At 63.2% G+C, this 26703-nt stretch carries 24 protein-coding genes; 13 read left to right on the top strand and 11 right to left on the bottom strand.

The window, feature by feature from the left end; all coding sequences use genetic code 11:
• Positions 1-2 precede the first annotated feature (2 nt).
• The 3 genes from AC4BCN_RS25935 to AC4BCN_RS25945 all read right to left on the bottom strand — a co-directional run bounded on the left by AC4BCN_RS25935 (position 3) and on the right by AC4BCN_RS25945 (position 3806).
• Positions 3-2201, bottom strand: a complete 2199-nt coding sequence (locus AC4BCN_RS25935; RefSeq protein ID WP_200872977.1) for a TonB-dependent siderophore receptor — start codon at positions 2199-2201, stop codon at positions 3-5.
• A gap of 94 nt (positions 2202-2295) precedes the next feature.
• The gene (locus AC4BCN_RS25940) at positions 2296-3300 is read right to left on the bottom strand and encodes a FecR domain-containing protein (RefSeq protein WP_338679751.1); all 1005 of its coding nucleotides are present in this window, start codon (positions 3298-3300) and stop codon (positions 2296-2298) included.
• Entirely contained in the window at positions 3297-3806 is a 510-nt protein-coding gene (locus AC4BCN_RS25945) for a sigma-70 family RNA polymerase sigma factor (protein ID WP_072455039.1), read from the bottom strand. The genes AC4BCN_RS25940 and AC4BCN_RS25945 overlap by 4 nt, the downstream gene beginning before the upstream one ends.
• Before the next feature lie 239 nt (positions 3807-4045).
• Here AC4BCN_RS25945 and ffh point away from each other — a divergent pair, with 239 nt between their 5' ends.
• Together ffh and AC4BCN_RS25955 are read left to right on the top strand one after the other, a co-directional pair.
• Positions 4046-5413 carry a signal recognition particle protein gene (ffh, locus tag AC4BCN_RS25950; RefSeq protein WP_034746567.1) on the top strand — a complete coding sequence of 456 codons (1368 nt, stop codon included), beginning with the start codon at positions 4046-4048 and terminating at the stop codon, positions 5411-5413.
• A gap of 344 nt (positions 5414-5757) precedes the next feature.
• Complete coding sequence (locus AC4BCN_RS25955) at positions 5758-6153, top strand: SWIB/MDM2 domain-containing protein (RefSeq protein WP_071650146.1); 396 nt, start codon at positions 5758-5760, stop codon at positions 6151-6153.
• Positions 6154-6300: 147 nt separating this feature from the next.
• Here the strand turns inward: AC4BCN_RS25955 and AC4BCN_RS25960 are convergent, their stop codons facing one another.
• Both AC4BCN_RS25960 and AC4BCN_RS25965 read right to left on the bottom strand, forming a co-directional pair.
• Entirely contained in the window at positions 6301-6918 is a 618-nt protein-coding gene (locus tag AC4BCN_RS25960; protein ID WP_219327924.1) for a lytic transglycosylase domain-containing protein, read from the bottom strand.
• On the bottom strand, positions 6915-8654 hold the full coding sequence (locus AC4BCN_RS25965) for a proline--tRNA ligase (RefSeq protein ID WP_219327925.1): 1740 nt from the start codon (positions 8652-8654) through the stop codon (positions 6915-6917). The genes AC4BCN_RS25960 and AC4BCN_RS25965 overlap by 4 nt, the downstream gene beginning before the upstream one ends.
• 204 nt (positions 8655-8858) lie before the next feature.
• Between AC4BCN_RS25965 and AC4BCN_RS25970 the strand changes: the two genes are divergently transcribed.
• Positions 8859-9491, top strand: coding sequence for an RNA pyrophosphohydrolase (locus AC4BCN_RS25970; protein WP_034746553.1), 633 nt, complete (start codon positions 8859-8861; stop codon positions 9489-9491).
• Between the two features lie 100 nt (positions 9492-9591).
• Here the strand turns inward: AC4BCN_RS25970 and mqo are convergent, their stop codons facing one another.
• Positions 9592-11190, bottom strand: coding sequence for a malate dehydrogenase (quinone) (gene mqo, locus AC4BCN_RS25975; protein ID WP_338679755.1), 1599 nt, complete (start codon positions 11188-11190; stop codon positions 9592-9594).
• A 441-nt stretch (positions 11191-11631) separates the two neighbouring features.
• Here mqo and AC4BCN_RS25980 point away from each other — a divergent pair, with 441 nt between their 5' ends.
• The 4 genes from AC4BCN_RS25980 to AC4BCN_RS25995 are packed head-to-tail and all read left to right on the top strand — an operon-like array spanning position 11632 to position 14066.
• Positions 11632-12054 (top strand): DUF1841 family protein, encoded by a 423-nt coding sequence (locus AC4BCN_RS25980; protein WP_338679756.1) that lies wholly within the window; start codon positions 11632-11634, stop codon positions 12052-12054.
• 46 nt (positions 12055-12100) lie between these two features.
• A complete protein-coding gene (locus tag AC4BCN_RS25985) occupies positions 12101-13219 on the top strand; it encodes a saccharopine dehydrogenase family protein (protein ID WP_338679757.1) in 1119 nt (372 codons plus the stop codon).
• Positions 13216-13686, top strand: a complete 471-nt coding sequence (locus tag AC4BCN_RS25990) for a DUF2269 family protein (protein WP_338679758.1) — start codon at positions 13216-13218, stop codon at positions 13684-13686. Before AC4BCN_RS25985 ends, AC4BCN_RS25990 begins: the two co-directional genes overlap by 4 nt.
• A complete protein-coding gene (locus tag AC4BCN_RS25995; protein ID WP_051990782.1) occupies positions 13683-14066 on the top strand; it encodes a DoxX-like family protein in 384 nt (127 codons plus the stop codon). Before AC4BCN_RS25990 ends, AC4BCN_RS25995 begins: the two co-directional genes overlap by 4 nt.
• Positions 14067-14114: 48 nt before the next feature.
• Here AC4BCN_RS25995 and AC4BCN_RS26000 read toward each other — a convergent pair whose 3' ends face one another.
• Genes AC4BCN_RS26000 through nirK form a run of 3 tightly spaced genes read right to left on the bottom strand, consistent with a single transcriptional unit; the run spans position 14115 to position 18591 of the window.
• The gene (locus tag AC4BCN_RS26000; RefSeq protein ID WP_490492078.1) at positions 14115-16388 is read right to left on the bottom strand and encodes a nitric-oxide reductase large subunit; all 2274 of its coding nucleotides are present in this window, start codon (positions 16386-16388) and stop codon (positions 14115-14117) included.
• 14 nt (positions 16389-16402) lie between these two features.
• Complete coding sequence (ytfE, locus tag AC4BCN_RS26005; RefSeq protein WP_139090739.1) at positions 16403-17080, bottom strand: iron-sulfur cluster repair protein YtfE; 678 nt, start codon at positions 17078-17080, stop codon at positions 16403-16405.
• Positions 17081-17106: 26 nt separating this feature from the next.
• Positions 17107-18591: a copper-containing nitrite reductase gene (gene nirK / locus AC4BCN_RS26010; RefSeq protein WP_490492079.1), complete on the bottom strand. Its 1485-nt coding sequence runs from the start codon at positions 18589-18591 to the stop codon at positions 17107-17109.
• Between the two features lie 150 nt (positions 18592-18741).
• Here nirK and norR point away from each other — a divergent pair, with 150 nt between their 5' ends.
• Positions 18742-20298 (top strand): nitric oxide reductase transcriptional regulator NorR, encoded by a 1557-nt coding sequence (norR, locus tag AC4BCN_RS26015; RefSeq protein WP_490492080.1) that lies wholly within the window; start codon positions 18742-18744, stop codon positions 20296-20298.
• A gap of 14 nt (positions 20299-20312) precedes the next feature.
• On the opposite strand, the gene AC4BCN_RS26020 is transcribed toward norR, so the two are convergent.
• Positions 20313-20654 (bottom strand): c-type cytochrome, encoded by a 342-nt coding sequence (locus tag AC4BCN_RS26020; protein WP_219327931.1) that lies wholly within the window; start codon positions 20652-20654, stop codon positions 20313-20315.
• Between the two features lie 11 nt (positions 20655-20665).
• Entirely contained in the window at positions 20666-20995 is a 330-nt protein-coding gene (locus AC4BCN_RS26025) for a c-type cytochrome (protein WP_034746524.1), read from the bottom strand.
• Between the two features lie 233 nt (positions 20996-21228).
• Between AC4BCN_RS26025 and AC4BCN_RS26030 the strand changes: the two genes are divergently transcribed.
• The 5 genes from AC4BCN_RS26030 (at position 21229) to AC4BCN_RS26050 (ending at position 26541) form a co-directional block, all read left to right on the top strand.
• A complete protein-coding gene (locus AC4BCN_RS26030; protein WP_219888207.1) occupies positions 21229-22098 on the top strand; it encodes an AAA family ATPase in 870 nt (289 codons plus the stop codon).
• A gap of 9 nt (positions 22099-22107) precedes the next feature.
• Positions 22108-22746: a GNAT family N-acetyltransferase gene (locus AC4BCN_RS26035; protein WP_139090735.1), complete on the top strand. Its 639-nt coding sequence runs from the start codon at positions 22108-22110 to the stop codon at positions 22744-22746.
• Positions 22740-23909, top strand: a complete 1170-nt coding sequence (locus tag AC4BCN_RS26040) for a vWA domain-containing protein (RefSeq protein ID WP_034746518.1) — start codon at positions 22740-22742, stop codon at positions 23907-23909. Before AC4BCN_RS26035 ends, AC4BCN_RS26040 begins: the two co-directional genes overlap by 7 nt.
• Before the next feature lie 313 nt (positions 23910-24222).
• On the top strand, positions 24223-25410 hold the full coding sequence (locus tag AC4BCN_RS26045) for a cation:proton antiporter (protein WP_046684256.1): 1188 nt from the start codon (positions 24223-24225) through the stop codon (positions 25408-25410).
• Positions 25411-26541 carry a YbdK family carboxylate-amine ligase gene (locus tag AC4BCN_RS26050; protein ID WP_034746510.1) on the top strand — a complete coding sequence of 377 codons (1131 nt, stop codon included), beginning with the start codon at positions 25411-25413 and terminating at the stop codon, positions 26539-26541.
• Positions 26542-26703: the final 162 nt, after the last annotated feature.

Below are 26703 nucleotides of genomic sequence, written 5' to 3' on the forward strand. Positions count from 1 at the left end.
ATTTACAGTTTGTAGTTCAAGGTCAGCATCAGGTTGCGCGGCGCTCCCACCATGTTGCCGAAGACATCGGAATAGATGCTCTGGTAGTAGTGCTTGTCGAGCGCATTGTTCACGTTCAGGCGCAGCTCGGCGCGGCTGTCGATCTGCCACGCCGCGTTCAGGCCCACGATCGCGTAGCGGCCCTGGCGCAGATGGTAGGTGCCGTCATTCGATTCGGTCGCGCCCTGGCCGTACAAGGAAGCGCCGACGCGCCAGCCCTGCGCCGCGCCGGACAGGCGGTAGCTGGTGGCCAGCTTGAGCTGCTGGCGCGGATAGCGGCTGTTGAAATCCTTGCCGATATTGGCCGGATCGCTGTCGCGCTTGAATTGCGCCTTCACATAGGTAAAACCGGCCGACAGCTGCCAGTCGGGCGTCAGCGCGCCCGCCACGTCCAGCTCCACGCCTTCGCTGCGCACTTCGCCCGACGCGCGCTGGCAATAGCCCCACGTGCTGCCAGGACAGGGGTTCGGGCCGGCCAGGTCGTCCACGCCGCGGTTTTGCTGGCGGATCTGGAACACGGCCGCGCTGGCATTGAGAGCGCCGCCGAAGTATTCGCCCTTCACGCCCGCTTCATAGTTGGTGCCGCTGATCGGCTTCAATGGCTGCGCATGGGCGTCGGTGGCCGCCTGCGGCTGGAAGATCTCGGTCCAGCTGGCGTACACGGAATGCTGCTTGTCGAGGTCATACACGACACCGGCGTACGGCGTGAATTCGCGCGCCACCGAGTAGCCGGCATCGTCCTTGTACCAGCTCACGCGCCCGCCCAGCACCAGCGACAGCGGGTCGGCCAGGCGCATGCGCGTGCCCGCATACACGCCGCTTTGCTCGGTGATGCTGGCCGTGCGCCACTGCGCGTAGTTGATGACGGGACGCGCCACGCTGCCCGCATCCCAGTGGAACGGGTCGAGCACCGGCGCCGCCGCGCCCCAGCTGTACGGTGCCCAGCCGCCATAGCTGTTTTTCGACGAGCGGCGGTGGCTGGCGCCGACGGTCAGCTCGTGCTCGCGGCCGAACAGGCTGTAGCTGCCGCTCGCATACGCGTCGTAGCTGGTGTTGGCCAGTTCGGCGCGGTAGCTTTGCGAATTGAAGCGCAGGGTGTCGCCGCGGCGGTTGATGCCGGAAAACGTCGTGTCGATCTCGGGCGTCTTGCGCGTGGCTGCCAGCATGGCTTTCCAGCCATTGGCAAAGCGGTGTTCCAGTTCGGCGAAGATGGTTTTATCCGTCTGGCGCCAGTCATCGAATTCGCTGCCCAGGTAAGTGGAGCGGGGCAAATTCAAAAAGCGGCCGTCGGCAGCCGTCACCACGCCCGTCGAGACGCCGTCGTTGTCCGTCTTGCGGTAGTGGGCGCCCACCGTCAAGGTGGTGTCGGGGCGCAGGTCCGCTTCGATGATGCCGTACAGCTGGTGGTTGCGGCCATGCAGCACGTCGACAAAATCCTTCTTGTCCTGCACCGTCACGACGATGCGCCCGCGCAGGGTCTTCGCTTCATTGAGCGCGTTGGCCGCATCGGCTTCCAGGCGGTAGTTGCTCCAGCTGCCCACGCTGGCCGAGAATGACGCTTGCGGCGTGGCCGTCGGGCGCTTGCGCACCATGTTGATGGCCGCGCTGGGCGTGCCGCTGCCCGTCATCAAGCCCGTGGCGCCGCGCACCACTTCGATGCGGTCGTAGATGGCCAGGTCGTCATTGTCGCCATTGAAGGTGCCGTTCGCGCCCAGGCTGGTAGGCAAGCCATCGAACAAGATGTTATCGATTGGAAAGCCGCGTGCGCTGAAACTGCCCGAATCGCCCGTAAAGTTGCCCTTTTGCATAACCAGCCCCGTGATCGACTGCACGGCGTCGTCCAGGGTCGTGATGCCCAGGTCGTCGATCTGCTGGCGCGTCAGCACGCTGACCGACTGCGGCGTTTCGCGCAGCGACAGGTTCAGCTTGGTTGCCGTGTTGCTCACGCCTGTCGTGTACGAGCCGCTGCCTTCCGTTGTCGCATCGCGCCCCGCCGTGACGGACACGCCGAGCATGGTCTGTTCGGTCGCGGGAGTAGCTGGCGCCTGCTGCGCGATGGCCGGCAGGCTGGCGGCCAGGCACAGGGCCGCAGCCGCTTGCGCCAGCGGACGCAATGCAGAGTGAGGAGACGGCAAACTGACAAAATTCAAAGCGTGAGACATGCAAGTTCCTGATAGTAGTGGCGTCATCAGACGGTGAAAAACAGGCGCCCTACTCTGTAGGTGCCGCGAAAACGAAAAACGGGCAGCCGGATGGCTAAATATTTTTTAATGACATGGCCGGTTCGACCGTCACCCAGTAGCGCGTGCGGCTGCGCACCTGCACGGGCAGGGAATTGGGCAGCATGTTCAAAATGCGCTGCGTGTCGGCCAGCGGGAACACGCCCGACAGGCGCAGCTGGGCCACCGCCGGTGCGCAGTCGATCACGCCGGGGCGGTAGCGGGCCAGGTCGGCCAGGAAATCGCCCAAGGTCACGTCGTCGACGATCAGCTGCCCGTGCGACCAGGCGTCCGCATACGCACCGAGGGCGTGCGGCGCGTCCAGCGCGTGGCGGGAAAATGCCACGCCGTGCCCGGCCGCCAGCAGCAAGGGTGCGCCGCCGTCGCGGGGACGGATTTCAACAGCGCTGTCAAACACGTCCACGGTGCTGTAGTCATCCTGCTGGCGCACGGCAAAGCGCGTGCCCAGCGTGCGCACCAGGCCTTCGCGCGTGGCCACCACCAAAGGCGCGCCGCTGCCGGCGCCATGGCCGCTGGTGACGAGGATTTCGCCGGCCAGCAGCTCGATCAGGCGGCGGCTGGCATCGAAACGCACGTTCACGGCCGATCCCGTATTCAGGCTGAGCACACTGCCATCGTCCAGCGCCACCTCGCGCCGCTCGCCCGTGGCCGTGCGGTAGTCGGCGCGCAGGATGCGCACGCCATCCCAGGCATCCGTCTGCGCGGCCAGCATGCCGCCGCCGGCCGCCACGCCCAGCCACGCCAGCAACTGGCGCCGCTTGCCGTTGACGGTTTTCTGCTGCGTGCCGGCCAGCGCCTGCGCAGCCGCACCGCGGTGCAAGCCGTTGAAGCGCTGCGACACGGCTTCGATATGCCGCCAGGCCCGCTCATGTTCCGGGTCCGCCTCGCGCCAGCGCTGCCAGGCGGCCTGTTGCGCCGCGTCCATCTCGCCCGACATCAGCATGGTCAGCCATTCGGCCGCCTGCTGCTGCACGTCCTCGCGGATGGCCGCCGGGGCCGCAGCATTGCCCACCTTGCTCATGCCGGCAGCGAGAAAAACACCTGGCGGTTGGCGCGCGTCAGGTATTGCTTGACCGAGCTGGCCGACACGTTCAGGCGCGCGGCGATCTCGGCATAGCTGAGCCCTTCCAGTTGCGCCAGCAGGAACGCCGTGCGCACGGGCGCGGGCAAGCCAGCCAGGGCCTGGTCGATTTCCTGCAAGGCTTCCAGCGCCAGCAGCCGCTCTTCCGGCGCGGGCGCCACTTCGGGCGGCAGGCAAGCCAGCGCTTCCAGATAGGCGTCTTCCAGCACTTGCCGGCGGTGGCGATGCGCCACCAGGCGGCGCGCGATGGTGGCCAGAAAAGGCCGCGCTTCACGGATCTGCGGCGCGGCATCGGCCGTCAGCACGCTGACGAAGGTGTCTTGCGCCAGGTCCGCCGCCTCGCCCGCATTGCCCAGCTTATGCCGCAGCCAGCCCTGCAGCCAGCCGTGATGGCTGCTGTAGAGCGCGTGCAGGTCTTGTTGCTGTGCAAAATCGGCGGCCGACATGGCATCCCTTTCCGCCCGGACGTGCGGCGCCCGAGAATGTAAATAAGAATTATTCTCATTCTAACCGCGTTCCTGCCATTCATGCAATCGCGGCATTGCCAGAAATACCAAGTAATTCAAACGCCGGCCAACCGCCAGGCGGTGCAGCGCGGGACCGCCAGCCACCCGCGATGGGGTAAAATGGCGGCCATCGTCCGGCTTGCGCCGCCCACTCCCAAGCTTTTCATTGCAGGTTCATCATGCTAGATAATCTCACCCAACGGCTTGCCAAAGTCGTCAAGACCATGCGCGGCGAGGCGCGCCTGACCGAAGCGAACACCGCCGACATGCTGCGCGAAGTGCGCCTGGCGCTGCTCGAAGCCGACGTCGCCCTGCCCGCCGTGCGCGAATTCATCGCCAAAGTCAAAGAAAAAGCCATGGGCGAGGATGTCATTTCCTCGCTCACGCCAGGCCAGGCCCTGGTGGGCGTGGTGCAGCGCGAGCTGGCCGCCCTGATGGGCGCCGACCTGGGACCGGAAGCGTCGCAGATCAGCTTTGCGCAGCAGCCGCCCGCCATCATCCTGATGGCCGGTCTGCAGGGTGTGGGTAAAACCACCACCGTCGGCAAGCTGGCGAAATACCTGAAGGAAGAAAAGAAGAAGAAAGTGCTGACCGTCTCGGCCGACGTGTACCGTCCCGCCGCGATCGCCCAGCTGCAATCGGTCACCGCCCAGGTGGGCGCCGACTTCTTCCCGTCCACCAGCACGGACAAGCCGGTCGATATCGCGCTGGCCGCGCTGGACTGGGCGAAAAAGCATTACCACGACGTGCTGATCATCGATACGGCGGGCCGTCTCGGTATCGACGAAGAGATGATGCGCGAAATCGCCGCCGTCCACGGCGCCGTGAAACCGATCGAAACCCTGTTTGTCGTCGACGCCATGCTGGGCCAGGACGCCATCAACACGGCGAAAGCCTTCAATGATGCCCTGCCGCTGACCGGTATCGTGCTGACCAAGCTCGATGGCGATGCGCGCGGCGGTGCGGCCCTGTCCGTGCGCCACATCACGGGCAAACCGATCAAGTTTGCCGGTGTCTCGGAAAAACTCGACGGCCTGGAAGCGTTCGACCCGACCCGCATGGCCAACCGCATCCTGGGCATGGGCGACATCCTCGCCCTGGTGGAAGAAGCGCGCAAGGGCGTCGACAGCAAGGCGGCGGCCGATCTGGCGCAGAAGATCAAGGTTGGCGGCAAGTTCGACATGAACGACTTCAAGGCGCAACTGGGCCAGATGAAGAAAATGGGCGGCATGGCCAACCTGATGGACAAGCTGCCGGCCCAGTTCCAGCAGGCGGCAGGCGGCAAGAACATGGATCAAGCCGACAAACAGGTGCGCCGCATGTGCGGCATCATCGATTCGATGACGCCGCAGGAACGCGCCAAGCCTGAACTGATCAAGGCCACGCGCAAGCGCCGTATCGCCGCCGGCGCCGGCGTGCAGGTGCAGGAAGTGAACCGCATGCTGACGCAATTCGAGCAAATGCAGACGATGATGAAGAAATTGTCGGGCGGCGGCATGATGAAGATGATGCGCTCCATGAAGGGCATGATGCCTGGGATGAGGTAAGGCGTCGAAGTCCCCGCTCGCGGGGACTTCGACGGCATTCATTACGCCGCACACCCAAGTAAAAACATCGTTCTAAATAATGCCGGATTGCATTTTCATGTGTCCGGCATCACTGTTCCCTCCCTCAGCAGCCCCCCTCCCCGCATAGCAAGCAACCATGCCATTTACGGGCAAAAACGCCGTTCTGCGCTCCCAAGCGGTGCGCCCGGGCGACAGCATTGCCATTTCCCTGCTTTTTCCTCGTGAAAACGTGAAAAACACTTGCATACTAGGTAAATCCACACCAATATTAGCCGTGCGATTAATTGCGCAATTTCCCATGTGTTTGTTAAGGAGGCTCGAAGATGGCAACAGCCAAAAAAACCCCAGTAGCAGCGCCAGCCAAAGCAGCAGCAGCCAAGCCTGCAGCCGCCAAGAAAGCAGCACCCGCAGCCAAGGCAGCAGCTAAACCAGCAGCGGCGAAGAAAGCGGCAGCACCGGCAACACCACGCAAGCCAAACGCAGCATTCATGAAAGCAATGACGCCATCGAAAGATCTGGCCGCCGTTGTTGGCGCAGCACCACTGCCGCGCACGGAAGTGACCAAAAAGGTATGGGATTACATCAAAAAACTCGATCTGCAAGATCCGGCCAACCGCCGCATGATCAATGCGGACGACAAGCTGAAAGCAGTTTTCGGCGGCAAAGCCCAAGTCTCCATGTTTGAAATGACCAAACTGATCTCCGATCATTTGAAATAATCAGATACGCACAGGGCGTCTACGCCGTGTGAGTGCCCCGCCGCTTTACTGCGAGCGGGGCATTTTTTTGGGCATTTTGGGGTCAGACCCTCAACACCGTTAACACAGAGCTCTGCGCCAACGCTGCCGGGGGTCTGACCCCAGCCTTCATTTGAATTCCCACTGCTTCCAAGCCGCCCGCACGGCATTCGGATACTCGGCCCTGCCCCGGCTGCCGTTGTACCGCCCCAGCGCCAGGTATAAATCACCCTTTTCCATATCCAGGTACATGCGCAGGATCGCGCAGCCGTAGCGCAGATTCGTCTGCATATGAAACAGCTTGCTGCGGTCATGGTCGCCGATGACGCCCGTCCAGAATGGCATCACTTGCATGTAGCCGCGCGCGCCAGCTAGCGAGACGGCGTATTTGCGGTAGGCCGACTCCACCTGGATCAGGCCCAGCACGAGGGCCGGCTCCAGGCCCGCGCGGCGCGATTCGTACCATACGGTTTCCAGGAATTCCGTGCGCAGCTGGGCGTCCGGCAGCTTGCGCTGCAGGCGCGACGACATCTGCGCCAGCCATTGCTGGTAGCGCTGCAAGTCGGCGGGCGTGGCAAATTTGGGTTGCGGCGGGCGTTCGTCGCGGATCGCGTGCGACAGGGCCAAACGGACGGAGTCGGCCAGCGCCTCTTCCTTCTGGTTGCCGGCCTGCGCCGGAGAGACGCAGGCCAGACAGGCGGCCAGCGCGAGCGCGCCAGCCGTCTTGCTTACGGATAGACGCTTCACTGCGCCATTTGGCCCTGGATGAAGGCGACGATCTCTTCCGGCGCCACGCCAGTTGCTTCCGCGTCGCGGCGGCCCTGGTATTCCAGCTTGCCTTCTTTCAGGCCGCGCTCGCCGATGACGATGCGGTGCGGCACGCCGATCAGCTCCCAGTCGGCGAACATGGCGCCTGGACGCAAGCCGCGGTCGTCGACGATGACGTCCACGCCAGCGCCTTGCAGGGCCGCGTACAGCTTCTCCGTCTCTTCCTTGACCAGTTCGCTGCGGTCCATGCCCATCGGGCACAGCACGACCTCGAATGGCGCGATCGACGCGGGCCAGATGATACCCTTGTCGTCGAAGTTCTGTTCGATGGCGGCGCCCAGGATGCGCGTCACGCCGATGCCGTAGCAACCCATCTGCAGCGGCGCAGGTTTGCCGTTTTCATCGAGGAAGGTGGCTTTCATGCTTTCCGAGTACGCCGTACCCAACTGGAACACGTGGCCCACTTCGATGCCGCGCTCAATCGCCAGTGCGCCCTGGCCGTCCGGCGAAGCGTCGCCGGCGACGACATTGCGCAAGTCGGCCACGATGGCAGGCTCGGCCACGTCGCGGCCCCAGTTGGCGCCCGTGTAGTGGAAACCGGCGTCATTCGCGCCGCACACGAAGTCGCTCATGTGGGCGACCGTGCGGTCCGCCACCACGGTGACGGGCGCTTTGGTGCCGATCGGGCCCAGGTAGCCGGGAATCGTGCCGTAGACTTCCAGGATTTCCGCTTCCGTCGAGAAACGGTGACCGGCCAGGCCGGCAACCTTGCCCACCTTGATCTCGTTCAATTCATGGTCGCCGCGCAGCAGCAGCATGAAATGCTGTTTCGTGACTTTCTCGTCCTTGCCCGTCGTTTCCACGGTCAGGGCGATCGTTTTCACGGTGCGCGACAGCTCGATACCCAGCAGGGTAGCCACGGTTTCGCACTTGACGGTGTCCGGCGTGGCCGTTTTCGTCAGTGCCTGGGCGGCGGCCGGGCGCTCGCCCGCTGGCGGCAGCGCTTCGGCCGCTTCCATGTTGGCCGCGTAGTCGGACGTCGGGCAGTACACGAGCGCGTCTTCGCCCGTGTGGGCGATGACGTGGAATTCGTGCGAACCGGAACCGCCGATGGCGCCGTTATCGGCTGCCACGGCGCGGAATTTCAGGCCGAAACGCGTGAAGATGCGCGTGTAGGCGTCAAACATGACCTTGTACGACGCTTGCATGCCGGCCAGGTCGCGGTCGAACGAGTACGCGTCCTTCATCGTGAATTCGCGGCCGCGCATCAGGCCGAAGCGTGGGCGGCGCTCGTCGCGGAACTTGGTCTGGATATGATAAAAATTCAACGGCAACTGGCGGTAGGACTTGATTTCCGTGCGCACGACGTCGGTGATGACTTCTTCCGACGTCGGCTGGATCGCGTATTCGCGGCCGTGGCGGTCTTTCACGCGCATCAGTTCGTCGCCCATCTTGGTCCAGCGGCCCGTCTCTTGCCACAGTTCGGCCGGCTGCACGAGCGGCATCAGCAGTTCGATACCGGCGGCTTTGTTCATCTCGTCACGGATGATGGCTTCCACCTTGCGGATCACGCGCAAGCCCATCGGCATGTAGGTATAGATGCCGGAACCGAGGCGTTTGATCATGCCTGCACGCATCATCAATTGGTGGCTGACGATTTCCGCGTCAGAAGGTGCATCTTTAAGTGTGGAAATAAAAAAACGGGAGGCGCGCATAACGGTGAATTCTTTTTAAAAAGAGAGGGTTATAATCAACCTAATTTTAAAGGATTAGCTGGCTGATGCGTCCATACTTTACACAAATGCGCTCAATTGGTGCGATTCCGGCGCTTTTCGCACCCCGAAAAGGTCACCGGCTTGCGAAGTTGTGGGTAATTATGTAAAAAAGGACGCTCTGTCGCAGAAAGTTTGAGGTGCATTATGCTCGACCGTGAAGGGTTTCGGCCCAACGTCGGCATCATCCTGCTAAACGCCCAGAACGAGGTGTGGTGGGGCAAGCGGGTGCGCGAGCACTCATGGCAGTTTCCGCAAGGCGGTATCAAATATGGCGAAACACCGGAACAAGCCATGTTTCGCGAACTTGAAGAGGAAATCGGACTCAGACAGGAACACGTCAAAATTGTCGGCCGCACCCGCGACTGGCTGCGCTATGAAGTGCCAGACCACTTCATCAAGCGCGAGATTCGCGGCCATTACCGTGGCCAGAAGCAGATTTGGTTTCTGCTGAGAATGTGCGCGCGCGATAACGACGTCAATCTGCGCTTGACCGACCATCCCGAGTTCGACGCCTGGCGCTGGCATGAATACTGGGTCCCGCTCGATGTCGTCATTGAATTTAAACGCGATGTGTACCAGCGCGCCTTGCAGGAGCTGTCCCGCTTCCTGACCTGGCCCGTGCATGGCAACGCACAGCAAGCGCACCGCCACACGTCGCGCTACCTGCGCCAGCCCCATGCGCCACGGGCACAGGACGGTACGGCTGTGGCCAAGCCTTGCGACGGCATTGCCGCCGAAGGGTGTACGCCGGAGCTGATTCTGCCAGGCAAGGAGTAGTCCGCCGCAATGAACGCACTCTCCCACGCAAAAGGGGCAGCCTGAACAGGCTGCCCCTTTTTTCATGCCGGCAGGAAACTCCCCTGCCGGTCAGGCTGGCTTAGTTTGCTGCAGTAACTGGCGCAGCGGCGGGAACATCCAGCGTGATGGCTTTGAGGCCCAGGATATTGCTGCTGTAGTGGCGGATCTTGTTGGCCAGGGCCGGGTCGTTGTTCAGCTTTTGACCGTACGACGGCACCATTTCCACCATCTTCGCTTGCCATTCCGGTGTTGCCAGGCGGCTCTTGAATGCCGTTTGCAGCACCTTGATCATGATCGGCGGCGCGGTCGAGGCGCCTGGCGATGCACCCAGCAGGGCGACGATGCTGCCATCGGCGGCGCCGACGACTTCCGTGCCGAACTGCAGCAAGCCGCCTTTGACAGGGTCATCCTTGACGATCTGCACGCGCTGACCGGCGTTTTGCAGGGTCCAGTCTTCCATCTTGGCGTTCGGCAGGTATTCGCGCAGGGTCTTCAAACGGTCTTCCGGCGAGTTCATGACCTGTTCCACCAGGTATTTCGTCAGCGGAATATTGTCGTAGCCGGCTTGCAGCATCGGTTTTACATTGCCCGTGCCGATCGAGGCAGGCAAATCGATCCACGAACCGTTTTTCAGGAACTTGGTCGAGAAAGTGGCAAACGGACCAAACAGCAGGGCTTTCTTGCCATCGATGATGCGCGTGTCCAGATGCGGTACGGACATCGGCGGCGAACCGACGGATGCCTTGCCGTAGACCTTGGCCGCATGCGCCGCCACCAGTTCAGGATTGGTCGTCACCAGCCATTGGCCGCCGACCGGCACGCCGCCGTAGCCCTTGGCTTCAGGAATGCCCGATTTTTCCAGCAGCGGCAGCGAACCGCCGCCGGCGCCGATGAAGACAAACTTGGCGCGCATGGTCTTTTCCTTGCCAGCGTTCAAGTCTTTCACCGTCACATTCCACACGCCATCGGCGCCGCGCTGGATGTCTTCCACCTGGTGGCGCAGGTGCAGGACCATGCCGTGGCTGTCCGTCAGGTATTTCACGAGACCGCGCGTGAGGTTGCCGAAATTGACGTCGGTACCGATTTCCATGCGCGTCGCCGCCACTTTCTGGCCCTTGTCACGGCCTTGCATGACGAGCGGCGCCCACTGCTCGATCTGCGCCAGGTCTTCCGAGAACAGCATGCCCTTGAACAGGTTTTCCTTTTGCAGCGCGGCATAGCGCTTCTTCAAAAAGGAAATATTGTCGTCACCCCACACAAAGGCCATGTGCGGCACATTGTTGATGAAGGTTTGCGGCGCGCCCAGGTGCTTGTTGGCGACCTGATAGGCCCAGAACTGCTTGGAAATTTCGAATTGCTCGTTGATGGCAACGGCTTTCTTGGTCTCGATGCTGCCATCGGCCGCTTCCGGCGTGTAGTTCAGTTCGGCAAACGCCGAGTGGCCCGTGCCCGCGTTGTTCATCGCGTCCGAGCTTTCGGCGGCCACGGAATCGAGGCGCTCGACCATTTCCATCGTCAGCGACGGATCGAGTTCCTTGAGCATGCTGCCCAGGGTGGCGCTCATGGTGCCGGCGCCGATCAGCAGCACGTCGACCGGTTTTTCGGACGAGGCCGGAGGGGTCTTGTTACATGCCGCCAGGATCAGGCACGACATCAAAAGTAATAGCGATTTACGCATACGTAACTCCGTTTATGAATACTGAAGGATGATTCTTGCGCGCCACCGTGGCGGCACCATCGCTGCATGGAATGCAAACAGCCCGCCAGCCGGAACGCCAGGGCGGCCGGACAGGTCAAGTCGATGGTGATAGGCATGCTGCCGCGCTCCGGGATAAACCAGGAGCAAGATCTGGTGGCAAAGGTGCGGGCAATGGAAGCACGGAATGACAACAAAATCGTCATCGTGTCCAGAGCAAATATCAAGAGCGGCGATTTTATCACCGTTATTTGGCGCCACCGGGCCGTGGCGGTAGTGGATAATACTTACTGCAGGGTATTAAATTTCGGTGACTATCGGGTCATGAAAGCGGGCGCCAGACGGAAAAAAGGGCATCCTCGATGCCCTTCGTTGACGTACGCGGTACAATGCCGGCTGCCCTTTAGCCATAGCCATTCAGCCATGTTCAACCCCTCTTCCGACGACGTGCGCCGCTTCTTTTGCGACACCTTGCGCAAGCACCGCGCCCATGAAATCCTCACGCCGATGGAAGCCATCGCGCTCGACTGGATACTCGAACACCCCGAGTATGAAAACGAGCTCTCCGACGTCGAAGCGGCGCTGGCGCGCGACTACTCCGTCGAAGGGGGCCATGCCAACCCGTTCCTGCACCTGTCCATGCATCTGTCGATCACGGAGCAGGTGCAGGTGGACCAGCCGCGCGGCATCCGCCCGGCCGTCCAGCAGCTGACCCAGCGCCTCGATTCGGCCCATGCCGCCCAGCACGAAGTGATGGAATGCCTGGGCCAGATGATCTGGGCTTCGCAGCGCTCGGGTTTGCCGCCGGATACGGACGCGTATATCGACTGCGTGCGGCGCCGCTGATCAGGTAGTATCATGTTGCCAAGAAACTCAGCCACTGAAGGATATCTTGGCCCATCACACCATTCTCGTACTCGGCGGTTACGGTTTTTTCGGCACGCGCATTTGCCAGACGCTAGCCGGCAATCAGAATATCCATCTACTGGTGGCCGGGCGCGACGCCGCCAGGGCCAAGGCACTGGCGGCGCAATTGGGCTTGCCACCGCGGCAAGCACTGGCGCTCGATGCCGATGCACCTGATCTGGCGCGGCGCCTGACCGAACTGGGCGTCGATACGCTGATCCATACCGCAGGCCCGTTCCAGGGCCAGGATTACCGCGTCGCCCGTGCGGCGATCGAGGCCGGCGCCAACTATATCGACCTGGCCGACGGCCGCGATTTTGTCGCCGGCATCGCCAGCCTCGACGACCTGGCGCGCCAGCGCGGCGTGTTCATCACCAGCGGCGCCAGCTCGCTGCCAGCGCTGTCCTCGGCCGTGGTGGACCGCTACCTGCCGCGCTTTCGCCAGCTCACATCGATCCGCCACGGCATCGCCTCCGGCGCCCGCGCGCCGGGCATCGCTACCATGGCAGGCATCTTCTCGTACTGTGGCAAACCGTTCCAGCGCCTGGTTGCCGGCAGCCAGCAGACCACGCACGGCTGGCTCGACCTGAAACGCCACCGCTTTGCCGCGCCCGTGGGACGGCGCTTGCTGGGCAGCTGCGACGTGCCCGACCTGGCACTGTTCCCGCAACGCTATCCGGGCCTCGACACCGTCACTTTTCACGCCGGTTTTGCCGGTGCGCCCGGCCATCTGTTCGTCTGGGCCGCCGCGCAACTGGTGCGCCTGGGCCTGTTGCGCAGCCTGCTGCCGCTGGTCAGGCCATTGCACGCCATCAGCCAATGGGTGGAACCGCTGGTCAGCGACAAAGGCGCGATGTTCGTGACGCTGCAAGGCACGGGACTCGATGGCCTGCCGCTGACGCTGACCTGGCAATTGCTGGCGGCGCAAAACCACGGCCCGCATATCCCGTGCGGCGCGTCGATCGCGCTGGCGCACCGGTTGGCCAGCGCCAGCAGCGGTGGTGCGCCGCTACCGCGCGGCGCGATGCCCTGCGTCGGCCTGCTCACGGTGGAAAATTACCTGGCCGCGCTGCAAGGCCATGACGTGACCGAGGTACCGGCATGAGCTGGTACCTGTTCGTCAAATGGCTGCACATCCTCAGCGCCACCATCCTGTTTGGCACGGGCATCGGCATCGCTTTCTTCAAGTGGATCAACGACCGGAGTGGCGAGGTGCGTGCGATCCGCCTGTCGGCCGAAAAGACCGTGCTGGCCGATTGGCTGTTCACCGCGCCGGCCGTCATTGTCCAGCCGCTGTCCGGACTGGCCCTGGCGCACCTGGCCGGCTATCCGATCCTGTCCGGCTGGGTCCTCGCCTCGATGCTGCTGTATGCGGTGGCCGGCGCCTGCTGGCTACCCGTGGTATGGCTGCAGATCCGCATGCGCAGCCTGGCCCGCCTGGCTGACGACACGGGCACACCGCTGCCGCGCCTGTACTGGGTCTATGCGCGCTGCTGGTTCTGGCTTGGCGTGCCCGCATTTGCCGCGCTCATGCTGGTCTACTGGCTGATGGTTGCCAAGCCCGCGCCATGACGCCAGCCAAGCTGCAAGGGCTGTACTGGGCCATGCGCCTCGGCATGGCTTTTATCTGGCTATGGACGGCGTTTGTGTCCTGGTATCTGTATCCGCATGCCGAATCGCTCGCATGGCTGCGCCGCAGCGGCATCACGCTGCATACGGAACACGTGTTTGCCGCCTCATGCCTGGCCGACCTGGCCATGGGCATCGCCTCGCTGTTCCATGCCAGGCCGTTGCTATGGTGGACGCAGTGCGCGCTGGTGGCCGGCTATACACTGGTGATCGCCGTCTTCCTGCCGGAATTCCTGATACACCCTTTCGGGCCGCTGACGAAAAATATCCCGCTGGCCGCCGGCCTCGTCTTCCTGGCCCTGTATGAAAAAAGCCGTGGCTAGCACGGCTTCGGGAGAGCGATCAACAACACTCGGCGGCGCAGCAACCGATCAGGCTGGCCGTACCGCCTGTGGCAGCGCGGGTGCCTTCGCCTTGCCCATCAATCCCAGCACCACCTGCAGCGCCATGGCGATGGCGCCGCCGATGAAGACCACGTCGCCGAAGGTGCGTATCCAGCGCAGGTTTTGCAGCAGCGGCTGCTGCATGAATGCCTCGCTGCGCGCATACCACAGGCCTTCCGTCACGCTGGCGTGGAACTGGATGATGCCTATCGGCAGCAAGCTGGTAAAGATCATCAGGACCAGGCCCACATTCAAGCCCCAGAACGCCGTCTTCATCAAGGCAGGGCTGAAGCGGTAGTCGGGACGCAGATAGCGCAGCACCAGCAAGGTAAAGCCCAGCGCCAGGAAACCGTACACGCCGAACAGCGCCGCATGCGCATGCACGGGGGTCGTGTTAAGGCCCTGGATGTAGTACAGGGCGACGGGCGGATTGATCATGAAGCCCAGCACGCCAGCGCCCAACATGTTCCAGAAGGCGACGGCGACAAAGCACATCAGCGGCCAGCGCAGGTTTTCCATCCATGGCGCGCGCTCCTTCAGACGCCAGTTTTCCCACGCTTCATGTCCCAGCACGATCAGCGGCACCACTTCCAGCGCACTGAAGCTCGCGCCGATGGCCATCACGGGCGTGGTGGTGCCGGCGAAGTACAGGTGGTGGAAAGTACCTGGTATCCCGCCCAGCATGAACAGCGAGGCAGAGGCCAGGCTGGCCGCCGTGGCCATGCGCACCGACACCAGGCCCAGGGTCGAGAAGATGAAGGCCAGCGCCGTCGTGGCGAAGACTTCAAAGAAACCTTCCACCCACAGGTGCACCACCCACCAGCGCCAGTATTCCATCACCGACAAGTGCGTGCGCTCGCCGTAGAACAGGCCGGCGCCGTAGAACAGGCCGATGGCGCCCACGGATGCGGTCAACAGCGCCAGCAGGTTCTTGTCGCCGCCCGGCTTGCGCAGTGCCGGCACGACGCCGCGCAGCATCAAGACGAGCCACAGCAGGATGCCGATATATTTACCGATCTGCCACAAACGTCCCAGGTCCACATATTCATAACCCTGGTGGCCCAGCCAGAAATTCCACTCGGGCGGCATCACTTGCGCGATGGCCAGGTAGTTGCCGATAAACGAGCCGACGACCACGGCGACGAGGGCCCAGAACAGCACGTCGACACCGAGGCGCTGCCACTTGGGGTCCTTGCCGCCATTGATCAGGGGCGCGAGGAACAGGCCGGCGGCCAGGAAGCCCGTGGCGATCCAGAACAGCGCGGCCTGGATATGCCAGGTGCGCGTAAGCGCATACGGGAACCAGCGCGACACGTCGATGCCGTAGAACTGCTGCCCTTCCACCGTGTAGTGCGCCGTGAAGCCGCCGATGAAGACCTGGAAGATGAACAGCGCCACCACGAGGAACAGGTACTTGCCGAGTCCCCGCTGCGAAGGCGTCAGCGCGAACGTGGTGAGCGGGTCGCGCGGACCGGCCGCCGGCAGCGCCTCGTCATGGTCGCGCAAGAATGCCCAGCCCCAGACGAGGAAGCCCACGCCGGCCAGCAGCACCACCACGCTGGCAACCGACCAGACGAGGTTTTCGCCGCTGGGCTGGTTGCCGATCAGCGGTTCATGCGGCCAGTTGTTCGTATAGGTCACTTTCTGGCCAGGACGCTCGGTCGCGGCGGCCCATGCCGTCCAGAAGAAGAACTGCGTCATCTGCGTGCGCCGCTCGGCGCTGGGCAGGGTGTTTTCCTTCATGGCGAAGTGTTCACGGCTTTTTTGCAGCGCCGGCGCATCGGAGAACAGCTGGTCGTAATAGTGCGCCGTGTTGGCGATCGCTTGCACGCGGCGCGGCGACAGGCGCAGCACTTGCGCATCATCGGTGCGGTTGCCGCGGTATTCGATTTTAAGCGCTTCGCGCAGCGCCGCCTGCGTGGGGCCGTCGAGCGCCGCATAGGCCTTGCCATGCTGCTCTTGCGCGGCCAGTTCAAGCCAGGCCGTCAGTTCGCGGTGCAGCCAGTCGGCCGTCCAGTCGGGCGCCTGGTAGGCGCCGTGGCCCCAGATGGAGCCCAGCTGCATGCCGCCGACCGATTGCCAGGCCGTTTGGCCATCGAGGATGCCCTCGCGGTCGAACAGTTGCCGGCCATCCTGTGCCAGCACCTGCGCGGGGATGGGCGGCGCCTGCCGGTACACTTCGGCGCCGTAGTAGCCGAGCAGCGAAAACGTCACGATCAGCACACCGATCAGAGTGAACCAGAGTTTTTTGTAGGGACCCATGGGTCTTTCCTTTGTCAGTGCACCACGGCCGGCGCAAAGCGCTCGAACAGGATATTGTTTTCAGTATGGATGTGCGCCATCAGGTCTTCGCGGAAGGTGCGCAAGCCCGTGTACAGCGCGCGCCAGGTGGTGCAGGCGCCGGCCGGCGCGGTGATGTCGTTCGTCATTTCCTCCATCGCGCGCAAGGCCACGCCATGGTCGTCGTGCTCCATGCGCATCACGTTGATGGGCGCGCCGGCCCGGGGGCCCTGGCCACGCACGATCATGGGGAACAGCACGTCTTCTTCCTTGCGCATATGGCTTTCCAGCTCCTGCGCCATGGCCGACAGGTGTTCCGCCAGCCCGTGCGGACAGTCGGCGCGGTCGCCATGTACCTGCTCGACCTTGCGTGCCAGGCGTATCAGCTCGGGCAGCTGTTCGCGGTGCACGGCGTGGTAGCGGGACAGGATATGTTCCACCAGCTCGGTGGCCGAGGCTTCCTGCCAGTCACGCTCGCCGCTGGCGTCAGTCCGTCCTGCCAGCACTTGCAGTTCCTTGACGATGGACGCCGTGTCCACGCCGGCCGCTTCGGCCGCCGCGCGCAGGGTCTTGTTGCCGCCGCAGCAGAAATCCAGGCGGTGCGCATCGAACAGGCGCGTGGCGCCAGGGATGCGGCGGGCCAGCTGGCCCAGGGATTGGTCGATCATTTCCATAATGCTTCCTTGATGATGAATGGGGTTTATTGACGGGCGCCGGCGTGGTAGACGCCGGGCACGGGTTCGCCAGTCACTTCCAGCACGCCCACGGCGCCCTTGCCGGCGCGCGACAGCGCATGGTCGACCAGCAGATAGCTGCCAGGATGCTGTACCTTGAGTTCGACGATGGTCGCGCCGCCCGGTGCCACAAGCGTCGTTTGCACGTCGTGTTTCGGGCTGCTGATCGAGCCTTCGCTGTACACCTTGTCGAAGATCTCGCCGATGATGTGGAACGATGAAATCTTGTTCGGGCCGCCGACGCCGAAATAGATGCGCACCGTTTCGCCGACTTTCGCCTGCAGTTTGTGCGTCTTGCTCAGGGCGCCCACTTCGCCGTTGAAGACGTAGTAGTCCGGCAGCTCATTGGCCATTTTTTCCAGGTTCGGTTCCTGGTGCACGGGGGCGCCGTGCGGACGGCCCGTGTACATCTCGCCCTGCATGACGTAGTACTCGCGGTCGACTTTTGACAGGCCGCCTTCCGGTTCGACCAGGATCATGCCGTACATGCCGGCCGCGATATGCTGCGGCACCAGCGGCGTGGCGCAGTGGTACACATACAGGCCCGGATTGAGCGCCTTGAAAGTGACGGTTTTTTCCTGCCCTGGCGCCACCTGCGTGTGCTGTCCGCCGCCATGGCCGCCCGTCACGGCGTGCAGGTCGATCGAGTGGATCATCTTGCTGTCCTTGGCGTTGAACAGGGTCAGTTCCACCGTGTCGCCCACCTTCGCGCGCAGCATCGGGCCGGGCACCTGGCGGTTGAAGGTCCAGTAGGTAAAACTGGTGCCGTCATCGAGCTTGCCCGGCAGTTCTACCGTCTCCATCCGGTATTTCAGGGTTTGCGGCGCGCGCGCGCCGATGGCGGTCGGCACGGAGGCGGGATTGGCCGCCACGCTGACGGCCGAGGGATCGGGGCCGCGCATCGGCGACGGCGCGGGCGTGTACAGGGCCAGCGCGGCGGCCTGGCTCGATTCGCTGGCAGCGCTGCCGGCGCCAGCGGCCTTCGGTGTTGCCGGCTCGGCCAGTGAGGTGCCGGTCACTTCCAGCTTGCCTTCCATGCCGATCTGGCGGTGGCCGGGGATCGAGCAGTAATAGGTGAACGTGCCGGCGCGCGTGACCTTGAAGCGCACGGTGGTGCTGCCGCTGTTGGCGCTGAACTTGGCCGAGGCCACATTCAGTTCCGGGATCAGCAGATCGTGCTCGGCGCCTTCGCCGCTTTTCAGCACCAGTTCCACCGTGTCGCCCACCTTGGCCGCCAGCACGGGGTTGACCTGGCCCTTGGCGTCGATGAACACCATCTTGCCGTCGACGATATTGGTTTGCAGTTCATAGCGCTTGACTGCGGCGGTAGCGGGTTTGGCGGCGGTAGCGGCGGCGCTGGCAGGGAGGCTCACCTGGGCTTGCACGGACAGGGGCATGGCCAGTACGCAGACGGCGGCGGCAATGGCGCGGAGGGAGGGAGTCGTTTTCATCAAGCTTTCCTTGGTCTTGTATGCCGGTTCGGCACCCTTACCTAGGCAATCCGTGTGCCAGGAAAAACTTGTTTTAAATCAACGATTTGAAAAATGCAGGGTCGATATGACCCTGCTCAAGCATGGTCCGTTGTACCCTGCATGGTACTTATGACCACCACTGCCATCCACCTGCTGCTACTCACCGACCTGGTCGCCGACCTGCCCGTGGCCGTGCGCCTGCAGCGCCTCGTCGGCAGCCTGCGCGCCCACTTCGGCTGCGAGGCCGTGGCCTTGCTCAAGCTCGATGGCGAGCATTTGCGCCCCGTGGCGATGGCCGGCCTGGCCAACGATGCGCTGGGACGCCGCTTCGCCGTCGCCGACCATCCGCGCCTGGCCGCCATCCTGCAGCGACGCGGCGTGCTGTGCTTCCATCACGACAGTTCCCTGCCCGATCCCTACGATGGCCTGATCGCCGAGCGGGCCGGCGAGCCGCTGCCCGTGCACGACTGCATGGGCATGGCGCTGGACCTGGAAGGCGAACGCTGGGGCGTGATCACGCTCGACGCGCTGCAGGTGGGCACCTTCGATATGCAGGCGCAGCGCGACCTGGGCGAACTGGCCTGCGCCATCGAGGCGGCCGTGCGCGTGACGCGCCTGGAAACGGAAATCCGCGCCCTGCGCCTGTCGGGCGGCGCCATGCTGGCCGATGCGCAAGCGCCGCGCGAGGAACACGATTTCGTGGGCCAGAGCAGCGCCATCACGCACTTGCTGCACGAATTGCAGGTGGTGGCCGATTCCGAGCTGCCCGTGCTGCTGCTGGGAGAGACGGGCGTGGGCAAGGAATTGTGCGCGCACCGCCTGCACCGGCTGTCGCGCCGCGCGGGCAAGCCTTTGATCCACGTCAATTGCGCGGCCTTGCCCGAGTCCCTGGCCGAAAGCGAATTGTTTGGCCATGTGCGCGGTGCGTTTTCCGGCGCCGTCAGCGACCGGCCCGGGCGTTTCGAGGCGGCCGAAGGGGGCACCCTGTTTCTCGATGAAGTGGGCGAATTGCCATTGTCGATACAGGCCAAGCTGCTGCGCACCTTGCAAAATGGCGAAATCCAGCGCCTGGGCGCGGACCGGCCGCGCCGGGTCAACGTGCGCGTGATCGCCGCCACCAACCGCAGCCTGCGCGAACATGTGCGCGACGGCTCGTTCCGCGCCGATCTGTATCACCGTTTATCCGTGTATCCCGTGCCGATTCCGCCGCTGCGCGAGCGGGGCAATGACGTGCTGCTGCTGGCCGGGGGATTCCTGGAACTGAACCGCGCGCGCCTGGGCTTGCGCAGCCTGCGCCTGTCCGCCGCGGCGGAAAACGCCTTGTGCCACTACCGCTGGCCGGGCAATGTGCGCGAACTGGAACATGTGATCAGCCGGGCCGCGCTGAAAGCCGTGATACGCGGCGCGGACCGCAAGGACATCGTGACCCTGGAAACGGATATGCTCGACCTCGATGCGCTGGAAGCGCCGGCCGGCACGGACGCGCTGCCGCTGGCGCCAGCCGCGTGCGGCATGCCGGCGGCACCGCTGCTATCGATGCATCAGATCGTGGAAGCGAGCCAGCGCCAGGCCATCCGGCAAGCGCTGGTGCTGCATCAGGATAACTGGGCCGCTGCGGCGCGGCAGCTGGGACTCGACGCCAGCAATCTGCATAAACTTGCTCGCCGGGTGGGGCTGAAAGCCTGAGCCGGCGTTACCGCTCAGCGGTGAGTGACCAGGCTGCTCGGCAAGCTGTGCAGGTAAGCGGCCAGGTCCTTGATGTCCTGGTTGCTCAGCGGTTTTACCTGGCCCGTCATGATGGCGTTGTTGCGGCCGTTGGCCTTGTCGCCCCGTTTATACGCGATCAGCGCATGTTCCAGGTAATCCTTGTGCTGGCCCGCCAGTTTGGGGTACGACGGGTCGATGGGCGAACTGTAATCCTTGCCGTGGCAGGTGGCGCAGCTGTATTTTTCGGCCAGGGCCTTGCCTGTGTTGATATTGCCGGCGGCGCTGGCGGAAAACGAGACGGTGGCGCAAACGAGGGCGGCGAGTAGTTTTTTCATCGGGCTGGTCCTCAGTTCGTCTTGGCTTGTTGCGCATAATACGCGGCGACATCGGCGATATCCTGGTCCGACAGGCTGCTGGCGATGCCCTTCATGCTGGGGTGCTTGCGGTCGCCCTTCTTGTAGGCTTGCAGCGCATTCTCGATATATTTTGCCGGCTGGCCGCCGATCATCGGCACCTGGAATACTTCAGGGAAGGTTGCCTTGTAACCGGGAATGCCGTGGCAGCCGATACACATTTCCACCTTGGCAGGGGCTGCCTTGGCGTTTCCTACAATGTCAGCCGCTGTGACGGCATTTGCTATGCCGGCAAGCACGAGAAGTGCAAATATTTTTTTCATAGTGGCAATGTGAACAAAGGTAATCGGAGAAACGCCAGAGCTGGTTTTTTTTGATTTTATGTGTTGACAATTAAGGTTGCCAATTAATCTGCTGCTTGCCGATTCTAGCCAAGATATTCTTGCAAGTCCACCTATAAAACCCGCATTGTAGGCACGCAGGCACAGGCCGTCCGCGTGACGCTGGGCCACAGTTCTGTTTATACTCACCATTTCCCTACTTTGGCAGACCGCTCATGCAAGCACAGCACCCCCAGCAAGGCCAACGCTTCGAAGGTTCCGACAGCTATGTCGCCACCGCCGACCTGAAACTGGCCGTGAATGCGGCGCTGACCCTGCAACGCCCGCTGCTGATCAAGGGCGAACCGGGCACGGGCAAGACCATGCTGGCCGAGGAAGTGGCCGCCGCGCTGAACATGCCGCTGATGCAATGGCATATCAAATCGACCACCAAGGCGCAGCAGGGCCTGTACGAATACGACGCCGTCTCGCGCCTGCGCGATTCGCAATTGGGCGACGAGCGCGTGCGCGACATCCAGAACTACATCGTCAAGGGCGTGCTGTGGCAGGCGTTCACGGCGCCCGAACCGGTGGTGCTGCTGATCGATGAAATCGACAAGGCCGACATCGAATTCCCGAACGACTTGCTGCGCGAACTGGACCGCATGGAATTCTATGTGTATGAAACGCGCGAAATGGTCACGGCGCGCCACCGTCCGCTCGTCATCATCACCTCGAACAACGAGAAGGAATTGCCGGACGCCTTTTTGCGCCGCTGCTTCTTCCACTACATCAAATTCCCGGACAAGGACACGATGGAGCAGATCGTCGCCGTCCACTACCCGCACCTGAAACAGGAATTGCTGGCGCAGGCGCTGCAAACCTTCTATGAAGTGCGCGACGTGCCGGGCCTGAAGAAAAAACCGTCGACGTCGGAATTCCTCGACTGGCTGAAACTCCTGCTGGCCGAGGACATCCCGGCCGAAGCCTTGCGCAGCAAGGACAACAAGGCCGTCGTGCCGCCGCTGCACGGGGCGCTGCTGAAAAACGAGCAGGACGTGCACCTGTTCGAGCGCCTGATGTTCATGTCGCGCACCAACCGCTAAGGAGCGCCGGTGAACGACATCAGCCCCGACAAGGTCTTCGTCCCCCTGGAACTGCACGGCATCCGCCTCGAAGCGCTGGCGCCTCACCATGCGGCCGGCCTGCGCGCGGCGGCCATGGATGGCGAACTGTGGAATCTGCGCGTCACCTCCGTGCCCGAACCGGACCAGGTGGACCAGTACATTTTCAAGGGCATCGAGATGCGCCCTTCGCGCTTCGCCTTTGCCGTCGTCGACGCGGCCAGCGGCGAGGTGCTCGGCACCACCAGCTACCACGACGTGGTGCCGGCCATCGGGCGCCTGGAAATCGGCTACACCTGGTATGCGAAGCGCTGTCAGCGCAGCCACGTCAACACCACCTGCAAATTGCTGTTGCTGACGCACGCCTTCGACACGCTCGGCTGCGCGCTGGTGGGCCTGCGCACCGACAATTTCAACCACGCCTCGCAGGCGGCCATCGAACGCCTGGGCGCGAAAAAGGATGGCGTGCTGCGCCACCATGCGCTGCGCCGCGACGGCACCGTGCGCGACACCGTCATGTACAGCATCACGCGCGGCGAGTGGCCCGAGATTGCCGCCCATTTGCGCTACAAGCTGGCGCAGCGCCCCATCGCCGCCCTGCCCCGCGCGGGAGAGCGGTCGCCATGCTGATCGATTTCTTCTTCACGCTCAAGGACGCGAAGATTCCCGTCTCGATCAAGGAATTTTTGACCTTGCTTGAGGCGCTGCAAAAGAACGTCATCGACGCTTCGATGGATGATTTTTACTATCTGTCGCGCCTGACCCTGGTCAAGGATGAAGCCCATTTCGACAAGTTCGACCGCGCGTTTGCCCAGTACTTCAAGGGCGTCAACGCGGCCTTCGACACGAACGCGGCGATTCCGCTCGACTGGTTGCTGAAACGCATGCAGCGCGAACTGTCCGAGGAGCAGAAGGCGCAGCTGGAAAAATTCGGCTACGACAAGCTGATGGACCGCCTGAACGAACTGCTGAAGGAGCAGAAGGAGCGCCACGAAGGCGGCAGCAAGTGGATAGGCACGGGCGGCACGTCGCCGTTCGGCAATGGCGGCACGAACCCGGAAGGCATCCGCATCGGCGGCAAGGGCGGCAACCGCACGGCCGTGAAAGTGTGGGAAGCGCGCAGCTACAAGGATTACGACGGCGAGCGCGAACTGGGCACGCGCAACATCAAGGTGGCCTTGCGCCGCCTGCGCAAGTTCGCGCGCGAAGGGGCGGAAGATGAACTGGCGCTGGACGCCACCATCGCAGCCACGGCCAACAACGCGGGCTACCTCGACATCAGGATGCGGCCCGAGCGCAAGAACCGCATCAAGGTGCTGATGCTGCTCGACGTGGGCGGCAGCATGGATGACCATATCGAGCGCACCGAGGAACTGTTTTCGGCGGCGAAGACGGAATTCAAGAACATGGAGTTCTTTTACTTCCATAACTGCGTCTACGACTACCTGTGGAAGAACAACCGGCGCCGCAACGCCGAGCGTTTTCCCACCTGGGACGTGCTGCGCAAATACCCGCCCGACACCAAGCTGATCTTCGTCGGCGACGCCACCATGAGCCCCTATGAAATCCTGCAGCCGGGCGGCAGCGTCGAGTACAACAACGAGGAAGCGGGATCGACGTGGCTGGCGCGCTTTACCCAGGCGTTCCCGAAATTCATCTGGCTCAATCCCGAGTCCGAGGGATTGTGGCAGTACCGCCAGTCGATCGGCGTGATGCGGCAGTTGATGAACAACCGCATGTTCCCCTTGTCGATCGACGGGCTGGAGCGGGGCATGCGTCTGCTCAGTAAATAAAAGCGCCTAACAAAAAGTCCATGGCGGCAGGGGGCCGCCATGCCGTACACTGCGACACGGCACTACCGTGCGGAGCATCTCCGCTGCGGGCGGGTACCATACGCTGATACCAGCCCTGCCCAACCCTGCTGCATCCTGTGCGCGGCCGCCATGGCCGCGACACTGTTCGATTGCGCACATCGTGCGCGCCTTCTGCTCCGGTAGAATCGGCGCATCGCTCTGCGCAAACAATGCACCATCGCTGCACCACGACATTGCCGCGCCAGCCCCCGTGCTGCCGGCCGGTGCCAGCGCCATTTTCAAAGGAATGAGCATGCAAAGTCTGATCTCGATCGCCGCCGACCTGTCCTGGCCGTTCGCCATTACCCTGGCCTGGGTGGTGGGCGAATTCGGCCACCGCTGGACGGGCCTGCCGCGCATCAGTTTTTACGGCGTGATCGGATTCGTCCTCGCGCAGACACAGGTGGGCATCCTGCCGCAGACGGACGCCGGCCCCATGCTGGTGCTGGCCGACGTGGCCTTCGGCCTGATCCTGTTCGAGGTGGGCTACCGCATCAACCTGCGCTGGCTGAAGAACAACCCGTGGATCGCCGTCACGGGCCTGGTGGAGTCTCTGCTGACCTTTGCCGTCGTCTACTTCATCGGCATCGAATTCGGCAGCACTTCGATGACGGCGCTGCTGCTGGCATCGCTGGCCATGTCCACCTCGCCGGCCACCATCATGCGCGTCATCAACGAGGAGCGCAGCTCGGGCCAGGTCACGGAACGCATCGTCCACCTCACGGCCTTGAATTGCGTGCTGGCCGTCTTCACGTTCAACATCATCGTCGGCTTCTGGATGTTCCAAAGCTCCACCGACCTGATCGAGGCGAGCAGCAGCAGCGCCGCCGTGCTGGCCGCCTCGGTGGCCGCCGGCACCGTCTTCGGCATCGTCGTGCCGGCCATGCTGCGCCGCCTTGGCAACATGGCGCAGGACGCCACCGTGGCGTTCGCGCTGTCGGTGATGCTGCTCGTCGCCCTGACCTACACCACCAGCCTGTCGCCGCTGCTGGCCACGCTCACCTTCGGCCTGGTGGCGCGCCACCGCCGTGTCGCCTTCAGCCAGGCGCAGCGCAATTTCGGCGCCATGGGCGAGCTGCTGACGGTGCTGCTGTTCGTGTATGCCGCCTCGACCCTGGAATGGGCCAGCGTGACGGCCGGCGCGGGCCTGGCCCTGGCCGTCGTCGGCGGACGCTTGCTGACGAAGGTCGCCGGCGTGGCCGCGTTTTCGCACGTGAGCGGCATTTCCTGGCGCAAGGGCGTGCTGACGGGCGTGGCGCTGACGCCCGTTTCCGTCTTCATCATCCTGCTGCTGGAACACGCGCGCCAGCACGGCGTGAACTTCGGCGACGAATTGAACGCCCTGGCCGCCATCACCCTGGGCCTGGAACTGGTCGGCCCCGTGCTGGTGCAGCGCGTGCTGATGCTGGCCAAAGAAACCCATGAAATCAAGGAGCGCTAAATGCCGCTGGAACCCTTTGGCCAATCGGCCGCGCTGACCTTCGGCGTCGAACTCGAACTGCAACTGGTGAACCTGTCGGACTATGACTTGACGGCCGCCAGCCCCGACCTGCTGCATCTGCTGAATAAAAAGCCGTTCCCCGGCAACGTCACCCCGGAAATCACCGAGAGCATGATCGAGATCAACTCGAGCGTGCACACGCATCACGGCCCCCTGCTGGCGCAGTTGCAGGAAATCCGCGACACCTTGATCACGGCCGGCGACAAGCTCAATATCGGCATCGCGGGCGGCGGCACGCACCCGTTCCAGCAATGGTCGTCGCAAAAGATCTTTTCCAAGCCCCGCTTCCAGGAGATTTCGGAGCTGTACGGCTACCTGGCCAAGCAGTTCACCATCTTCGGCCAGCACGTGCACATCGGCTGCGCCTCGGGCGACGACGCCATGTTTTTGCTGCATTCGCTGAACCGCTACATCCCCCATTTCATCGCCCTGTCGGCTTCCTCGCCCTACGTGCAGGGCCGCGACACCCTGTTCGATTCGGCCCGCCTGAACTCCGTGTTCGCGTTCCCCATGAGCGGGCGCGCGCCGTTCACCCTGAGCTGGGACCAGTTCTCCAACGAGTATTTCGCCAAGATGGAGAACACGGGCATCATCAAGAGCATGAAGGATTTTTACTGGGATATCCGTCCCAAGCCGGAATTCGGCACCATCGAACTGCGCGTGTGCGACACGCCGCTGACGGTGGAACGGGCCGCCGCGCTGGCCGCCTACCTGCAGGCCCTGTGCCGCTACCTGCTCGAACGCAAGGAGGTGCCGCCGGTCGAAGACGATTACCTCGTGTATAACTACAACCGCTTCCAGGCTTGCCGCTTCGGCCTCGATGGCGCCATCACGCATCCGAAAACCTACGAAACGATGTCGCTGCGCGAAGACATCATGACGACGCTGCGCAAGATGGAACCGCACGCCGAGGCGCTGGGCAGCACGCCGGCCCTGAAACACCTGTCGGACGTGGCCAAGCAATGGAGCGACGCCCAATACCTGCGCAAGCAGCACAGCTTGCAGGGCAGCGCCGAGGGCATGGTCGATTCGGCGATCAGATGCTTCCGTGGTGAACCGATGAACTACTAAGGCTGCTCTGCATGGTAACGTAGGTCGGATTAGCCCGTAGGGCGTAATCCGACAACATTGTTAGCGCCAGTGGTTGGCGTCGGATTACGGTCCTTGGGGTCTGACCCGCCGGGCCAGACCCCAGCACTCAATAACGTCAACCAAAAAACCACACCGCGCCTC

Source organism: Janthinobacterium sp. Bl 1, from assembly GCF_058215535.1.

What these genes read in the sequence shown, in the direction of transcription:
- AC4BCN_RS25935 (WP_200872977.1), bottom strand. Translation starts at nt 2,201, where the DNA reads ATGTCTCACGCTTTGAATTTTGTCAGTTTGCCGTCTCCTCACTCTGCA.
- AC4BCN_RS25940 (WP_338679751.1), bottom strand. Translation starts at nt 3,300, where the DNA reads ATGAGCAAGGTGGGCAATGCTGCGGCCCCGGCGGCCATCCGCGAGGAC.
- AC4BCN_RS25945 (WP_072455039.1), bottom strand. Translation starts at nt 3,806, where the DNA reads ATGTCGGCCGCCGATTTTGCACAGCAACAAGACCTGCACGCGCTCTAC.
- ffh (WP_034746567.1), top strand. Translation starts at nt 4,046, where the DNA reads ATGCTAGATAATCTCACCCAACGGCTTGCCAAAGTCGTCAAGACCATG.
- AC4BCN_RS25955 (WP_071650146.1), top strand. Translation starts at nt 5,758, where the DNA reads ATGGCAACAGCCAAAAAAACCCCAGTAGCAGCGCCAGCCAAAGCAGCA.
- AC4BCN_RS25965 (WP_219327925.1), bottom strand. Translation starts at nt 8,654, where the DNA reads ATGCGCGCCTCCCGTTTTTTTATTTCCACACTTAAAGATGCACCTTCT.
- AC4BCN_RS25970 (WP_034746553.1), top strand. Translation starts at nt 8,859, where the DNA reads ATGCTCGACCGTGAAGGGTTTCGGCCCAACGTCGGCATCATCCTGCTA.
- mqo (WP_338679755.1), bottom strand. Translation starts at nt 11,190, where the DNA reads ATGCGTAAATCGCTATTACTTTTGATGTCGTGCCTGATCCTGGCGGCA.
- AC4BCN_RS25980 (WP_338679756.1), top strand. Translation starts at nt 11,632, where the DNA reads ATGTTCAACCCCTCTTCCGACGACGTGCGCCGCTTCTTTTGCGACACC.
- AC4BCN_RS25990 (WP_338679758.1), top strand. Translation starts at nt 13,216, where the DNA reads ATGAGCTGGTACCTGTTCGTCAAATGGCTGCACATCCTCAGCGCCACC.
- AC4BCN_RS25995 (WP_051990782.1), top strand. Translation starts at nt 13,683, where the DNA reads ATGACGCCAGCCAAGCTGCAAGGGCTGTACTGGGCCATGCGCCTCGGC.
- AC4BCN_RS26000 (WP_490492078.1), bottom strand. Translation starts at nt 16,388, where the DNA reads ATGGGTCCCTACAAAAAACTCTGGTTCACTCTGATCGGTGTGCTGATC.
- ytfE (WP_139090739.1), bottom strand. Translation starts at nt 17,080, where the DNA reads ATGGAAATGATCGACCAATCCCTGGGCCAGCTGGCCCGCCGCATCCCT.
- nirK (WP_490492079.1), bottom strand. Translation starts at nt 18,591, where the DNA reads ATGAAAACGACTCCCTCCCTCCGCGCCATTGCCGCCGCCGTCTGCGTA.
- norR (WP_490492080.1), top strand. Translation starts at nt 18,742, where the DNA reads ATGACCACCACTGCCATCCACCTGCTGCTACTCACCGACCTGGTCGCC.
- AC4BCN_RS26020 (WP_219327931.1), bottom strand. Translation starts at nt 20,654, where the DNA reads ATGAAAAAACTACTCGCCGCCCTCGTTTGCGCCACCGTCTCGTTTTCC.
- AC4BCN_RS26025 (WP_034746524.1), bottom strand. Translation starts at nt 20,995, where the DNA reads ATGAAAAAAATATTTGCACTTCTCGTGCTTGCCGGCATAGCAAATGCC.
- AC4BCN_RS26030 (WP_219888207.1), top strand. Translation starts at nt 21,229, where the DNA reads ATGCAAGCACAGCACCCCCAGCAAGGCCAACGCTTCGAAGGTTCCGAC.
- AC4BCN_RS26040 (WP_034746518.1), top strand. Translation starts at nt 22,740, where the DNA reads ATGCTGATCGATTTCTTCTTCACGCTCAAGGACGCGAAGATTCCCGTC.
- AC4BCN_RS26045 (WP_046684256.1), top strand. Translation starts at nt 24,223, where the DNA reads ATGCAAAGTCTGATCTCGATCGCCGCCGACCTGTCCTGGCCGTTCGCC.
- AC4BCN_RS26050 (WP_034746510.1), top strand. Translation starts at nt 25,411, where the DNA reads ATGCCGCTGGAACCCTTTGGCCAATCGGCCGCGCTGACCTTCGGCGTC.